The 13,315-nt window shown below is 38.1% G+C and carries 15 protein-coding genes; 14 read left to right on the forward strand and 1 reads right to left on the reverse strand.

Annotated features, from left to right (window positions below):
- The first annotated feature begins 11 nt into the window (after window positions 1-11).
- Genes def through spoVM form a run of 10 tightly spaced genes read left to right on the forward strand, consistent with a single transcriptional unit; the run spans window position 12 to window position 9,044 of the window.
- The gene (def, locus tag ACQKM9_RS02530; protein ID WP_427732362.1) at window positions 12-512 is read left to right on the forward strand and encodes a peptide deformylase; all 501 of its coding nucleotides are present in this window, start codon (window positions 12-14) and stop codon (window positions 510-512) included.
- The gene (gene fmt / locus ACQKM9_RS02535) at window positions 509-1,450 is read left to right on the forward strand and encodes a methionyl-tRNA formyltransferase (RefSeq protein ID WP_427732364.1); all 942 of its coding nucleotides are present in this window, start codon (window positions 509-511) and stop codon (window positions 1,448-1,450) included. Before def ends, fmt begins: the two co-directional genes overlap by 4 nt.
- The gene (gene rsmB / locus ACQKM9_RS02540) at window positions 1,447-2,814 is read left to right on the forward strand and encodes a 16S rRNA (cytosine(967)-C(5))-methyltransferase RsmB (RefSeq protein ID WP_427732366.1); all 1,368 of its coding nucleotides are present in this window, start codon (window positions 1,447-1,449) and stop codon (window positions 2,812-2,814) included. The genes fmt and rsmB overlap by 4 nt, the downstream gene beginning before the upstream one ends.
- Window positions 2,814-3,914 (forward strand): 23S rRNA (adenine(2503)-C(2))-methyltransferase RlmN, encoded by a 1,101-nt coding sequence (rlmN, locus tag ACQKM9_RS02545; RefSeq protein ID WP_427732368.1) that lies wholly within the window; start codon window positions 2,814-2,816, stop codon window positions 3,912-3,914. Before rsmB ends, rlmN begins: the two co-directional genes overlap by 1 nt.
- Window positions 3,915-3,928: 14 nt before the next feature.
- Entirely contained in the window at window positions 3,929-4,678 is a 750-nt protein-coding gene (locus tag ACQKM9_RS02550; RefSeq protein ID WP_427732370.1) for a Stp1/IreP family PP2C-type Ser/Thr phosphatase, read from the forward strand.
- A gap of 2 nt (window positions 4,679-4,680) precedes the next feature.
- Complete coding sequence (pknB, locus tag ACQKM9_RS02555) at window positions 4,681-6,663, forward strand: Stk1 family PASTA domain-containing Ser/Thr kinase (RefSeq protein WP_427732372.1); 1,983 nt, start codon at window positions 4,681-4,683, stop codon at window positions 6,661-6,663.
- An 11-nt stretch (window positions 6,664-6,674) separates the two neighbouring features.
- The gene (gene rsgA, locus ACQKM9_RS02560; protein WP_427732374.1) at window positions 6,675-7,556 is read left to right on the forward strand and encodes a ribosome small subunit-dependent GTPase A; all 882 of its coding nucleotides are present in this window, start codon (window positions 6,675-6,677) and stop codon (window positions 7,554-7,556) included.
- A 2-nt stretch (window positions 7,557-7,558) separates the two neighbouring features.
- Window positions 7,559-8,224 carry a ribulose-phosphate 3-epimerase gene (gene rpe / locus ACQKM9_RS02565; protein WP_427732376.1) on the forward strand — a complete coding sequence of 222 codons (666 nt, stop codon included), beginning with the start codon at window positions 7,559-7,561 and terminating at the stop codon, window positions 8,222-8,224.
- Complete coding sequence (locus ACQKM9_RS02570; protein ID WP_038183976.1) at window positions 8,221-8,877, forward strand: thiamine diphosphokinase; 657 nt, start codon at window positions 8,221-8,223, stop codon at window positions 8,875-8,877. The genes rpe and ACQKM9_RS02570 overlap by 4 nt, the downstream gene beginning before the upstream one ends.
- 14 nt (window positions 8,878-8,891) lie before the next feature.
- Complete coding sequence (spoVM, locus tag ACQKM9_RS02575) at window positions 8,892-9,044, forward strand: stage V sporulation protein SpoVM (protein ID WP_427732378.1); 153 nt, start codon at window positions 8,892-8,894, stop codon at window positions 9,042-9,044.
- Between the two features lie 33 nt (window positions 9,045-9,077).
- Here spoVM and rpmB read toward each other — a convergent pair whose 3' ends face one another.
- Window positions 9,078-9,266 (reverse strand): 50S ribosomal protein L28, encoded by a 189-nt coding sequence (gene rpmB / locus ACQKM9_RS02580; RefSeq protein WP_038183978.1) that lies wholly within the window; start codon window positions 9,264-9,266, stop codon window positions 9,078-9,080.
- Window positions 9,267-9,496: 230 nt separating this feature from the next.
- Here rpmB and ACQKM9_RS02585 point away from each other — a divergent pair, with 230 nt between their 5' ends.
- The 4 genes from ACQKM9_RS02585 (at window position 9,497) to sdaAA (ending at window position 13,288) form a co-directional block, all read left to right on the forward strand.
- The gene (locus ACQKM9_RS02585) at window positions 9,497-9,859 is read left to right on the forward strand and encodes an Asp23/Gls24 family envelope stress response protein (protein ID WP_427732380.1); all 363 of its coding nucleotides are present in this window, start codon (window positions 9,497-9,499) and stop codon (window positions 9,857-9,859) included.
- Window positions 9,860-9,877: 18 nt separating this feature from the next.
- The gene (locus tag ACQKM9_RS02590; RefSeq protein WP_427732381.1) at window positions 9,878-11,539 is read left to right on the forward strand and encodes a DAK2 domain-containing protein; all 1,662 of its coding nucleotides are present in this window, start codon (window positions 9,878-9,880) and stop codon (window positions 11,537-11,539) included.
- Between the two features lie 178 nt (window positions 11,540-11,717).
- Entirely contained in the window at window positions 11,718-12,380 is a 663-nt protein-coding gene (gene sdaAB, locus ACQKM9_RS02595) for an L-serine ammonia-lyase, iron-sulfur-dependent subunit beta (RefSeq protein WP_427732382.1), read from the forward strand.
- 11 nt (window positions 12,381-12,391) lie between these two features.
- Window positions 12,392-13,288 (forward strand): L-serine ammonia-lyase, iron-sulfur-dependent, subunit alpha, encoded by an 897-nt coding sequence (gene sdaAA / locus ACQKM9_RS02600; RefSeq protein ID WP_053417496.1) that lies wholly within the window; start codon window positions 12,392-12,394, stop codon window positions 13,286-13,288.
- The last annotated feature ends 27 nt before the right edge of the window (window positions 13,289-13,315 follow it).

Here is a 13,315-nt window from a genome sequence, read left to right on the forward strand (position 1 = left end):
AAGAGGGCATTATGGCATTGTTAGAAATTGTAAAAAATCCAGCAAAAGTGTTAGAAACTAAAGCAGCGCCTGTTACTAAATTTGATGCAGAGCTTGCAAAATTACTTGATGATATGTATGACACAATGCTTGAGCATGATGGTGTAGGCATTGCAGCACCTCAAGTAAATAAAAGCATTCAAGCGGCAGTTGTAGAAATGGGCGAGGAAAGAGCCATTCTGGAAATCATTAATCCAACGATTTTAGCTACAGATGGTTCTGCTCTAGAGATTGAAGGATGTTTGAGTTTTCCAGAACTTTATGGTGATGTAGAACGTCCTGATTATGTCCATATTAAAGCGCAAGACCGTAATGGAGAATGGTATGAAGTTGAGGCAGCCGGCTTTGACGCACGTGTGATTCAACATGAAATTGACCATTTGTTTGGTGTGTTATTTGATAAAAAAATTACGCGTATTTATACGCTTGAAGAATTAGATGCCATGGCCGAAGCAGAGGAGGAACAGGAATGATTTCCATTGTCTTTATGGGGACGCCTGCCTTTTCGGTACCAGTTTTACGTATGCTTCATGAAGAAGGGTACGATATTAAAGCAGTCGTAACACAACCGGATCGTCCTGTTGGTCGTAAACGTGTGTTAACGCCACCACCTGTCAAAGAAGAGGCCGTTCGTTTAGGGTTACCGGTAATTCAACCAGAGAAACTTCGTGGGTCTGAAGAGTTGCAAGAAATCATAGCTTTAAATCCTGATTTGATCGTGACAGCGGCTTTTGGTCAAATTTTACCGAAGGAATTATTAGATACACCGAGACTTGGTTGTGTGAATGTTCATGCTTCATTACTACCAGCTTATCGAGGTGGTGCACCTATTCATCAATGCTTAATCGATGGGCAAGAAAAAACGGGTGTTACGATAATGTATATGGCAGTTAAACTTGATGCAGGTGATATTATTTCACAAGCAGAACTCACTATTGACGAGCAAGATCATACAGGTCTATTGTTTGATAAATTAAGTATTATCGGTCGCGACCTACTAAAAGAAACGTTACCCTCTATTATCGAAGGTACTAATGATCGCATCCCGCAAGAAGAAGCAAAAGTGACTTTTGCTCATAATATTTCACGTGATCAGGAGCTAGTCAATTGGCAGCAAAATAGCACAGAAATTTATAACCAAGTAAGAGGTTTACATCCATGGCCGGTAGCTTATACGAAATTGAATAGTGATAATGTTAAAATTTGGTGGGCGCAAAAGTCGGATAAAAAACATAGTGAAGATCCTGGTACTGTTATTGCAATTGATAAAGAATATTTTACAGTGGCAACAGGTAACGGAGAAGCAATAAATATTTTAGATTTACAGCCAGCTGGCAAAAAGCGTATGACTGCGATGGATTACTTAAGAGGTACCGGGTCAAAATTACAGATTGGGGACCGTTTTGAATGACAAAAAAGAAAGATAAAATTTGGGATGGTAATGTTCGCGACGCAGCATTAACTATTCTTCTTGCAGTAGATAAACAGCAAGCATATAGTAATTTACTTCTTCATCAAACAATTGAAAAATATAATATTAAGCCGAAAGACCGTGCTCTTTTAACGGAAATTACTTACGGTACACTTCAATACAAAATGACTTTAGATTATTATTTAGAGCCTTTTGTTCGCGGGAAATTGGATGATTGGGTGAGATGGTTACTACGCTTGTCTTTATATCAAATTGCATACCTATCTAAAATTCCTGACCATGCAGCAGTAAATGAAGCCGTTGAGATTGCAAAACACCGAGCACGCCATCAAGGTGTCTCTAAAACGGTAAACGGCATTTTACGATCAGTCTTACGTGACGGAATTAGAGATACGACGAATATTAAAGATCCCATTGAACGGCTTTCTATTGAAACGAGTCACCCGATCTGGTTAGTACGCCGTTATGTAGAAGCTTACGGCATTCAAAAAACATCTGATATGTTATTTGAAAATAATCTACCTCCACAACAAACTATTCGAGTAAATACAGCAAAAGTAACGACAGATCAAGCGCTTGAAAGCTTATGGGGCGAGAAATTTGAAGTTGTGCGTAGTAAAGTTTTGCCGGAATGCTTGCATTTATTAACTGGTCAAGCTGCTCGTACAGAATCGTACAAAAATGGTCTAATTACCATACAAGATGAAAGCTCTATGATTCCGGCTTACGCTTTGCAAGTAGAGCCAGGAATGAGAGTATTAGACATGTGTGCTGCACCGGGTGGGAAAACAACACATATTGCTGAGAAAATGAAAAACGAAGGCGAGTTAATCGCAACTGATTTACATGCTCATAAACTTAAGCTTATTAAGAGCAATGCAGAACGACTAGGTCTAACTCTTATTGACGCACAAGTATTAGATGGTAGAAAAGCAACTGAGCAATTTGAAAAGCAATCATTTGATCGTATTTTAGTCGATGCACCGTGTAGTGGATTAGGTGTTATTAGACGTAAACCGGATATTAAATATACAAAAAAAGAAGAAGATTTCTCATCACTACAACCAATACAATTACAATTACTGGATTCAGCTTACGAATTATTAAAAAATGAAGGCAAAATGGTTTACAGTACTTGTACAGTTGATAAAATTGAGAACGATGGAACTGTTTCTACATTTTTAGAAAAACATCCGGATATGGAACTTGAACCTGTACCAAATGTGCCAGACGTACTAAAAGAGCTTCAAACAAACGGAATGATGCAAGTCTTTCCACAAGACTTTAGCAGTGATGGCTTTTTCGTTGCTGCCTTTAGGAAAAAAGGAGAATTTACAAACTAATGGATCAAGAAATACAAAAACCAGTAAGAGTAAAAAAAGAAAAACCACAGTTACGCCAATCGATCTATTCATTATTACCAGAAGAAATGCAAACCTGGTTAAAGGACAACGGTGAAAAACCGTTCCGTGCTGGCCAAATTTTTGACTGGTTATATATAAAACGTGTAACAACATTCGATGAAATGTCTAACTTATCAAAAGAATTACGTGATAAATTAGCTGCCGACTTTGAACTTAGTACATTAAGTACTTTAATCAAACAAGAATCTAAAGATGGTACCATCAAGTTCTTGTTCCAATTACAAGATGGCTATTCAATTGAAACGGTGTTAATGCGTCACGAATATGGGAACTCTGTTTGTGTAACGACACAAGTGGGCTGTCGTATCGGATGTTCATTCTGTGCATCTACTTTAGGAGGATTAAAACGTCATTTATTAGCTGGTGAAATTGTTGAACAAGTTGTCAACGTTCAAAAAGCATTAGATGAAGTTGGCGAACGTGTAAGTCATGTCGTGATTATGGGAATCGGTGAACCGTTTGATAACTACGATGCCATGATGAGCTTCTTAAAAGTCATTAATCATGAAAAAGGATTGAACATTGGTGCGCGCCATATCACAGTATCAACTAGTGGTATTATTCCTTCAATTTATAAATTTGCAGATGAACAATTACAAATTAATTTTGCCTTGTCATTACACGCACCTAACCAAGAATTACGTCTACGTTTGATGCCAATAGCAAAAGCGTACAAATTGCCAGATCTAATTGAAGCAATTCGTTATTACACTGAGAAAACAGGTCGTCGAGTTAGTTTTGAGTATGGTCTATTTGGCGGAGTCAATGACCAAGTAGAACATGCTGAAGAATTAGCAAGATTAATCAAAGGTATTAAATGTCACGTGAACTTGATTCCAGTAAACTATGTTCCAGAACGTGACTATGTACGTACACCAAAAAATGATATTTTCTCTTTTGAAAAAACATTAAAAAATCATGGTATTAATGTAACGATTCGACGCGAGCACGGTTCAGATATTGATGCTGCATGTGGTCAATTACGTGCGAAGGAGAGAAAGCAAGAAACGACGAATTAATGGGGTGACTGGCTGTGGAATATATAGTAGCGAGTGATATTGGAAGGAAAAGGACGGTAAATGAGGACCGGGCTATATTCATTGAACGCGAAGATGCATATAAAATTGCCATTGTCGCTGATGGTATGGGTGGACACAATGCTGGAGATATAGCTAGTGGTATGGCAGTTTCTGGATTTGAACAGTTATTTTTGCAAGCAGATGCAGAGGCATTTCAATCAACTGAATTGAAAAAAGAATGGCTATTAGCTTCTGTTCAAGAACTCAATGAATCGATTTATCAATATTCTTTATCACACGAAAATTGTCACGGCATGGGAACAACTTTAATAGCCGTTTTGATTGATGCAGGCGAATGTATTATTTGTCACATCGGAGATAGTCGTGTGTATTTCAGCACTGCAACTAATTTGCAACTTATTACAAGAGATCACTCTTATGTGAATGTACTCGTCGATAATGGGGAAATTAGTGAAGAAGAAGCCGAAAGTCATCCTAAGAAAAACTACATCATTAAATCTTTAGGAACAGAAGCGACGATTGCACCAGATTTTTATTCGGTGCAATTCGTTTCTGATTCATATTTATTAGTTTGTTCAGATGGTCTAAGTAACAAATTAACTAAACAAGAAATGCAAGCAATTATTCATCTGCCATTACCTATTCAGGAAAAGGGTGACCAACTGATACAACTGGCAAATGAACATGGCGGAGAAGATAATATCTCGCTTATTTTGTTTGCAGATAATATGAAGGAGGTGTAAGAATGCTTGTTGGAAAAAGATTAAGTGGCCGTTATAAAGTTCTTGAATGGATTGGCGGCGGCGGTATGTCCAATGTTTATCTTGCACACGATATGATTTTAGATAGAGATGTAGCAATTAAAGTACTACGATATAGCTTTTCCGATGAAGAGGAGCTTCATCGACGTTTCCAAAGAGAGGCATTATCTGCCACAAGCCTTACACACCCTAATATTGTAAGTATTTACGATGTTGGTGAAGATGCTGATATGCATTATTTGGTTATGGAATACGTTGAAGGCAAAACTTTAAAGCAATACATACAGGAATTTGCGCCGTTATCACCGGTGAAATGTGTCATGATAATGGAGCAATTAACGTCAGCTATTGCACATGCTCACCAAAATCAAATTGTTCATCGTGATATTAAGCCACAGAATATTTTAATGGATCAAGAAGGTAATGTGAAAATTACGGATTTTGGTATTGCTATTGCATTAACAGCAACATCTTTTACACAAACAAATTCGGTTTTAGGCACAGTCCATTATTTGTCACCTGAGCAAGCACGTGGAGGTACAGCAACTAAAAAATCGGATATTTACGCTTTGGGAATTGTGCTTTATGAATTATTAACAGGCAAGCTACCGTTTATGGGTGAATCAGCAGTGGCAATTGCACTGAAGCATTTACAATCTGAAACGCCTTCAGTACGTGCTATTGTACCCTCTATCCCACAAAGCTTAGAAAACGTAGTCTTTAAGGCAACTGCAAAAGACCCTGCACACCGCTATTCTACTGTTGAGGAACTACAGGAAGATTTATCTACAGTTCTTGAAGAGAATCGAAGTCATGAATCCAAATTTATGCCTCCTGTTGACCATGATGAGACAAAAGCAATGCCGGCCATTACGAAGTCCCAAATGATTCAAAATGCGGACATAGAAAAGACAAAGGCAATACCAGTGGTAGAAGATAATAAAAAGAAGGAAAAAAAGGGCGGTAAAAAGAAATCCAAGAAAAGAAAATTACTACTACTTGTTAGTGGTATTATTACTTTTCTTTTATTGTTTATCTTAGTCCTAGTCCTATTCCCTAATCTATTCCAAGAAAAGAAAGTAGAAGTTCCAGATGTTGCTGGACAAGAGTTAGTTAAGGCCATTGATTTACTTGAAGAGAAGGGCTTTGAGATAGGTAGACAAACTGAAGAAACTTCTGAAGATATTGAGGAAGGGCATGTTATTTCAACGAATCCGGCTGCTAGTAGAGAGCTGAAAAAAGGTTCAGAAATCGATATCATGGTAAGTTCAGGACAGAAAAAAATCTCATTGATCGATTATAGAGGCCGTGACATAGAACAAGTAAAAAAAATACTAGCCAAGTATAAGTTTAAAGACATTGAAACAAAACCTAAGCACTCTGATCAAGCACCGGGAACTATTTTAGATCAGACACCTGATGCGAGTGATGAGGTCGTACCAGCAGACACTATTCTCGTTTTTACTGTTAGTGAGGGGCTTGAGCAGGCACAAGTTGGAAATTTAGAAAGATATGATAGAGCAGCTCTAGATAGTTATGCGAAATCATCTGGTTTTAACGTCCATATTGCAAAAGAGGATTACTCAGAAACCATTCCAAAAGGACAAGTTATTTCTCAAACTCCTCAAGCGGGTAATATGGCTAGTGTTGGCTCTAGAATAAATGTAGTTATTTCAAAAGGACCACAACAAAAACAAGTAAAACTTTATAATGCTACAATTGATATTCCATACGACCCTGAAGAAGAGGGTAAGGAGCAAGAAATCCGGATTTACATCCAAGATCGTACACGCTCAATTGCAGATGTTGATCAGCAGTTTAACATTTATGATTCAAAAAAAATACGACTTCCATTAGAAGTTGAAGAAGGACAAAAAGCAATTTATCGTATTGTCCGTGATGATAAAATAATTATTGATGAGACAATAACTTATGAACAATTAGAAAAAATGGAAAAATCACGATAAGGAGGAATCGCATGGCGAAAGGTCAAATCCGAAAAGCGTTAAGTGGATTTTATTATGTTCACTCAGATGGTGAACTGATTCAATGTCGCGGTCGCGGTGTATTCCGAAATAGAGGTATTTCACCACTTGTTGGTGACTTTGTGGACTTTGTAGTTGAAGGAGACAATGATGGTACGATCACCGCCGTTCATGATCGGCATAATGAGCTAGTACGCCCACCGGTGTCAAATATTGACCAAGCAATTCTTGTCTTCTCAGCCAAGGAACCAGCTTTTAATACAATATTATTGGATAAATTCTTAGTAGCATTAGAGTCTTTCCATATCCACCCGATTATTTGCTTAACAAAAACAGATTTATTAACTTCTGAAGAAAATGATGGTATTCAACAGTATATTAAAGATTATCAAGAAATAGGTTATGAAATGATTCAAACCTATAAAGGAGATCCAGAAATACTGGTGAAAATTCAACAGGTTTTAGAAGGTAAAACAACTGTATTAGCAGGACAATCTGGTGTTGGGAAATCCACTTTGTTGAATACAATTATGCCATCATTAGAATTAAAAACCGGGGTAATATCAGAAGCGCTAGGACGAGGGAAGCATACGACAAGACATGTTGAATTAATCCCACTAGCTGGCGGATTAATTGCTGATACACCTGGATTTAGCTCTTTTGATTTCGATACACTTGAAAAAGAAGAATTAACATCTTGTTTCCCGGAATTACAACGTTTATCAGAGGATTGTAAATTTCGTGGATGTTTACATTTAAAAGAACCAAAATGTGCTGTGAAAGCTGCAGTAGAGAACAAAGAAATTAAGCAGTATCGCTATGATCATTACCTGCAGTTTTTGCAAGAAATAATTGATAGAAAGCCGAGGTACTAACGATGATTAAAATCGCACCATCTATTTTAGCTGCTAATTTTTCAAAATTAGCTGATGAAGTAAAAGAAGTTGAAGCAGCAGGCGCAAAATTAATTCATATCGATGTAATGGACGGACATTTTGTACCGAATATTACAATGGGCCCAATCGTAGTGGAAGCGCTACGTCCGGTAACAGATCTACCACTTGATGTACATTTAATGATTGAAAATCCAGACCAATATATCGAAGACTTTGCAAAAGCCGGTGCAGACTATATTACAGTACATGTAGAAGCATGCCGTCATTTACATCGTACAATCCAATTAATTCGTTCACATGGTGTGAAACCAGGTGTCGTATTAAATCCTCATACACCTATCGAAACAATTCAACATGTTTTAGAAGATATTGATATGGTGTTATTCATGACAGTTAATCCAGGCTTTGGTGGACAAAAATTCATCCATTCGGTAGTGCCTAAAATTGAACAACTTTCAACAATTATTAAAGAAAAAGGCTTGAATGTGGAAATTGAAATCGATGGTGGTATTAATACAGAAACAATTATTCCATGCGCAAAAGCCGGTGCAACAATATTCGTAGCAGGATCGGCGATTTACGGTAAAGAAGATCGTTCAAAAGCTTTACAAGAGATTCAATTAGCTGGAGAACAAGCAATCCAATGAAAACTATTGTGATTTGCGCTGGAGGTCCTGAGCAAGAGATCGTGTCCAACGATTTCTTGCTTTCGTTTTCTGATGCTTTTTTCATTGGAACAGACCATGGGACGATGTATTTATTAAACAGAGGAATTGTTCCAGATATGGCTGTTGGCGACTTTGATTCGATAACAAATGAAGAATGGCAAGAAATTTCCGAGCGAGTACCTCATATTGAACGTTACTCACCTGAAAAGAATGAGACAGATACTGAACTCGCAATTATTAAAGCGCTATCATTGGAGCCAACTACAGTATATATTACTGGCGTAACAGGTGGACGTTTAGATCATTACGAAGCAAATTTACACACAGTATACCGCTTACAATTAGCATATCCACAACTACATATTAAAATAGTAAATCGTTCAAATGAACTACAATTTTTACTCCCTGGTGAACATACAATGGTACAGGATGATCATTATAAATATATGTCCTTCTTTGCATTCAAAGGCCCTGTAGAGAATATGACGTTGCGCGGTGTTTTATATGAAACCACCAATGAAGTAATTGAAGTAGGAACCTCTCGTTTTACGAGTAATGAAATATCTGACGGAATCGCGTCTATTTCATTCACAGCAGGCATATGCTTAATGATAAGAAGTATAGATGACTAGCGAGGAGTGGAGAGTTGAAGGTATACACGTTCCAATTGCCAAAATTCGTCAGTGGATTTGCAAGGGTTTGTTTACAAGCATTTCAAAAAGAAACATCAGCATCAGCATCAGCAACTGCTACAGCTAAATCTAAACAGAGAAAGAAAAAAGAAAAAATGCCAGGGTGACGATAAGTCAACCTGGCATTTATTATGAGTGCATTATACGCGCTCAACTTTTCCTGATTTCAAAGCTCGTGCAGAAACCCATACACGTTTCGGTTTACCGTCAACTAGAATACGGACCTTTTGTAGGTTTGCACCCCATGTACGCTTGTTAGCGTTCATTGCGTGGGAACGAGCGTTGCCGGAACGAGTTCTACGTCCAGTAATTACGCATTTTTTTGGCATTTTTATATTCCCTCCTCACAAAAAGAAGCTGAAAGATTATAATTTCAGTTCGGTATTTCACATACTTTAATAATTTAACATACACTTTTATGCATTGCAACTGATTTCGATAGACTTTCAAGAAAAAAACCTTTACAGTCTATACTAGACGAATGTATAGGTTTTCTTTTATAATCGAATTTTGTATAGTACAATAAGAGTTAGTCAAAATGGAGTCAGGAGGCATTTTTATGTCAGTTGAATTAAAAAACGAATTCGGAAGCATTGATATTTCTAATGATGTTGTCGCACAAATGGCTGGTGGAGCCGCTCTTGAATGTTACGGCATTGTAGGTATGGCAAGTAAACACCAAATTCGTGATGGACTAACAGACATTTTACGCAAAGAGAATTTTGCGAAAGGTGTTCTTGTACGCCAACAGGGCGAAGATTTACATATTGATATGTATGTAATTGTTAGCTACGGCACTAAAATCTCTGAAGTAGCATATCAAGTCCAATCAAAAGTAAAATATACACTAGATAAAACACTCGGAATGGCAGTGAAATCAGTCAATATCTATGTGCAAGGTGTTCGCGTAGCGAACGTGTAAGAGGAGGAACTCATTCAAATGAAGTCATTAGACGGGATTAAATTTGCCGAAATGGTGCAAATGGGATCACATCACCTATTCCAAAATGCAGATTATGTGGATTCTTTAAACGTATTCCCTGTGCCAGATGGCGATACAGGTACAAATATGAATTTATCGATGACATCAGGTGCAAAGGAAACTGAAGCAAATGCTGTGGAACATATCGGTAAAACAGCCCAAGCCTTATCAAAAGGATTATTAATGGGAGCGCGTGGTAACTCAGGTGTTATCCTATCTCAACTATTCCGAGGCTTTGGTAAAGCAATCGAAAAAGAAGCTACAGTCGATGCCATCCAATTCGCGCAAGCATTCCAATACGGCGTGGATACTGCATATAAAGCAGTTATGAAACCTGTAGAAGGTACTATTTTAACGGTTGCAAGAGAAGCTGCAGCTCATGCTGTGGAAGTAGCCAAAACAGAACAAGATATCATCGTTGTGATGGAAGAGTTAGTCAAAGCAGCGCAAGCATCACTAGCTAACACACCTGAATTACTACCAGTGCTGAAAGAAGTTGGAGTAGTCGATAGTGGTGGACAAGGCTTAGTATTTGTTTATGAAGGCTTTATAGCATCACTTAAAGGTGAAGCACTTCCAGAAAAAACTGTAGCATCTTCAATGGACGATTTAGTAAATGCTGAACATCATAAAGTACAAGACTTCATGGATACATCAGAAATTGTGTACGGTTACTGTACTGAATTTATGGTTCGTTTCGAAGACGAGAAATTAGGTGGTAAATCTTTTGATGAAGCAAAATTCCGTGAAGATTTAAGTCATTATGGAGATTCTTTACTGGTCATTTCAGATGATGAAGTCGTGAAAATTCACATTCACTCTGAACAACCAGGTGAAGTAATTGCATACGGACACCAATTTGGTAGCTTGATTAAAGTGAAAGTCGACAATATGCGTCAGCAACATACAGACATCGTTGGCGAAGGTCACACTAATGAATCAGCTAAAAAAGTACAGAAAAAACATCCATATGCAATTGTTACAGTGGCAATGGGATCGGGTGTTGCTGAGCTTCTTGAAAGTGTTGGCGCTTCTTATGTTATCGAGGGAGGACAAACAATGAATCCTTCAACTGAAGATATCGTTAACGCCATTAAAGCAGTAGGTGCAGAACGCGTACTAATTTTACCGAATAATAAAAACATCGTAATGGCAGCAGAGCAAGCAGCTGAAGTGTTAGACATTGAAGCTGCGGTCGTACCGACAAAATCAGTGCCTCAAGGAATGGCAGCAGTTCTTGCGTTTAATCCTGATGCTTCAGTTGAAGAGAATAAAGCAAATATGACATCGGCTTTTGCTCATGTGAAAACTGGACAAGTGACATTTGCTGTTCGTGATACTTCTATTGATGGCGTTGAAATTCATAAAGGCGACTTTATGGCTATTTCTGAAGGTAAAATTGTGGAAGCAACAACTTCACTAGCATCAGCTTCAGAAACTTTAATTCAATCAATGATTGATGAGGATTCGGAAATCGTAACAGTTCTTTATGGACAAGATGCAGCTGAATCAGAAGTTAATACATTTACAAGCTTTATCGAAGAAAACTATCCAGATGTTGAAGTGGAAGTTCATAACGGTAAACAACCATTATATCCATTTATTCTTTCTGTTGAATAAAGAGTACCGTAAAGCTTTTTCGGGAATTGTGGTATTTAAATTAAACAGTTATTCAAAAGTAGCGCGCTATTAGAGTGTGCTACTTTTTTGCGCTGTATCAAATACTTGGTATAGTCTTAAATTATCATGTAGAATGGTGTTACGACTAACAACGATTAAGCAAGGGGGCAGTTTTTTTATGAAATACACATCGGTATTCGATATTATAGGCCCGGTTATGATTGGGCCATCCTCATCACATACAGCCGGTGCAGCACGAATTGGTCGCGTCGCACGTGACTTGTTTGGGGGCCAACCAAAATGGGCGAAAATACATTTATATGGCTCTTTTGCAGAAACTTATAAAGGGCATGGGACAGATGTTGCAATTATCGGAGGTCTACTAGACTACGATACGTTTGATGAACGCATAAAAACGGCTTTTGCTGATGCAGAAAAAGCTAACTTAACATTTGAATTTATTCCAGAAACAGCGCATACAGAACATCCAAATACAGCGCGCCTAGTAATTGGAAACGATGAATCAGAAATGTCGATGGTAGGTATTTCGATAGGCGGGGGAAGTATTGAAATTATAGAATTAAATGGTTTCCCACTTCGGTTATCTGGGGGTATGCCGGCAATTCTAGTTGTGCATGATGACCGAGCAGGCTGTATAGCGGCGGTTGCAAACTGTTTAGCAGGTTATAATATTAATATTGGTCATATGGAAGTTTCACGAAAAGAACGTGGCAATATGGCATTAATGGTTATTGAAGTTGACCAAAATATCGACAAATCCATTTTAGATGAAATGTCAACTCTACCGAATATTACTAAAGTAACACGCATTAAAAACTAGGAGGTAGAAAAATGGAAGTTTTATTTCATAATGTTAGAGAATTAGTGGCATTAGCTGAAAGTGAAAATAAACAAATTTCAGAGATTATGATAGAGCAAGAGATGTTAATAACTGAACGTACACGTGAAGAAATTATGACTCAAATGACTCGTAATTTAACTGTTATGGAAGAAGCAGTTGAACGCGGTCTAAAAGGTGTGCATTCTGTAACTGGCTTAACGGGAGGGGATGCGGTCTTACTTCAGAAATACATTGCAACAGGAAAATCTTTAGCGGGAGATCTTTTATTAGACGCTGTAAGTAAAGCTGTTGCAACAAACGAAGTGAATGCAGCGATGGGTACTATTTGTGCAACGCCAACAGCAGGTTCGGCAGGTGTAGTACCAGGTACACTTTTTGCGGTGAAAAATAAACTAAATCCAACGAAGGAACAAATGATTCGTTATTTATTCACTTCAGGAGCATTTGGATTTGTTGTAGCAAATAATGCATCCATCTCAGGTGCAGCAGGTGGATGTCAAGCTGAAGTAGGTTCTGCTGCTGCAATGGCTGCTGCTGCAATCGTTGAAATGGCAGGAGGTACTCCTCAACAAAGTGCGCACGCTTTTTCGATTTCATTGAAAAACATGCTTGGACTTGTTTGTGATCCTGTAGCGGGATTAGTAGAAGTACCATGTGTTAAACGTAACGCTATGGGAGCAGCGAATGCGATTGTGGCTGCTGATATGGCCTTAGCAGGTGTGACTAGTAGAATTCCCACAGATGAAGTCATTGATGCTATGTATCGTATTGGACGTACAATGCCTTCTGCACTAAGAGAAACTGGACAAGGTGGCCTAGCAGCTACGCCGACAGGTAGAGCATTGGAGGCTAAAATCTTTGGAGGGGCAGTGCTGCAAAGTGAATGATCTTTTGCTCCAGCCTGTCACGAATTT

Origin of the sequence: Viridibacillus sp. NPDC093762 (assembly GCF_050279675.1) — a bacterium.
Lineage (GTDB): Bacteria > Bacillota > Bacilli > Bacillales_A > Planococcaceae > Viridibacillus.

Coding starts and splice junctions, on each gene's coding strand:
- def (WP_427732362.1), top strand. CDS start 12: ATGGCATTGTTAGAAATTGTAAAAAATCCAGCAAAAGTGTTAGAAACT.
- fmt (WP_427732364.1), top strand. CDS start 509: ATGATTTCCATTGTCTTTATGGGGACGCCTGCCTTTTCGGTACCAGTT.
- rsmB (WP_427732366.1), top strand. CDS start 1,447: ATGACAAAAAAGAAAGATAAAATTTGGGATGGTAATGTTCGCGACGCA.
- rlmN (WP_427732368.1), top strand. CDS start 2,814: ATGGATCAAGAAATACAAAAACCAGTAAGAGTAAAAAAAGAAAAACCA.
- pknB (WP_427732372.1), top strand. CDS start 4,681: ATGCTTGTTGGAAAAAGATTAAGTGGCCGTTATAAAGTTCTTGAATGG.
- rsgA (WP_427732374.1), top strand. CDS start 6,675: ATGGCGAAAGGTCAAATCCGAAAAGCGTTAAGTGGATTTTATTATGTT.
- rpe (WP_427732376.1), top strand. CDS start 7,559: ATGATTAAAATCGCACCATCTATTTTAGCTGCTAATTTTTCAAAATTA.
- ACQKM9_RS02570 (WP_038183976.1), top strand. CDS start 8,221: ATGAAAACTATTGTGATTTGCGCTGGAGGTCCTGAGCAAGAGATCGTG.
- rpmB (WP_038183978.1), bottom strand. CDS start 9,266: ATGCCAAAAAAATGCGTAATTACTGGACGTAGAACTCGTTCCGGCAAC.
- ACQKM9_RS02585 (WP_427732380.1), top strand. CDS start 9,497: ATGTCAGTTGAATTAAAAAACGAATTCGGAAGCATTGATATTTCTAAT.
- ACQKM9_RS02590 (WP_427732381.1), top strand. CDS start 9,878: ATGAAGTCATTAGACGGGATTAAATTTGCCGAAATGGTGCAAATGGGA.
- sdaAB (WP_427732382.1), top strand. CDS start 11,718: ATGAAATACACATCGGTATTCGATATTATAGGCCCGGTTATGATTGGG.
- sdaAA (WP_053417496.1), top strand. CDS start 12,392: ATGGAAGTTTTATTTCATAATGTTAGAGAATTAGTGGCATTAGCTGAA.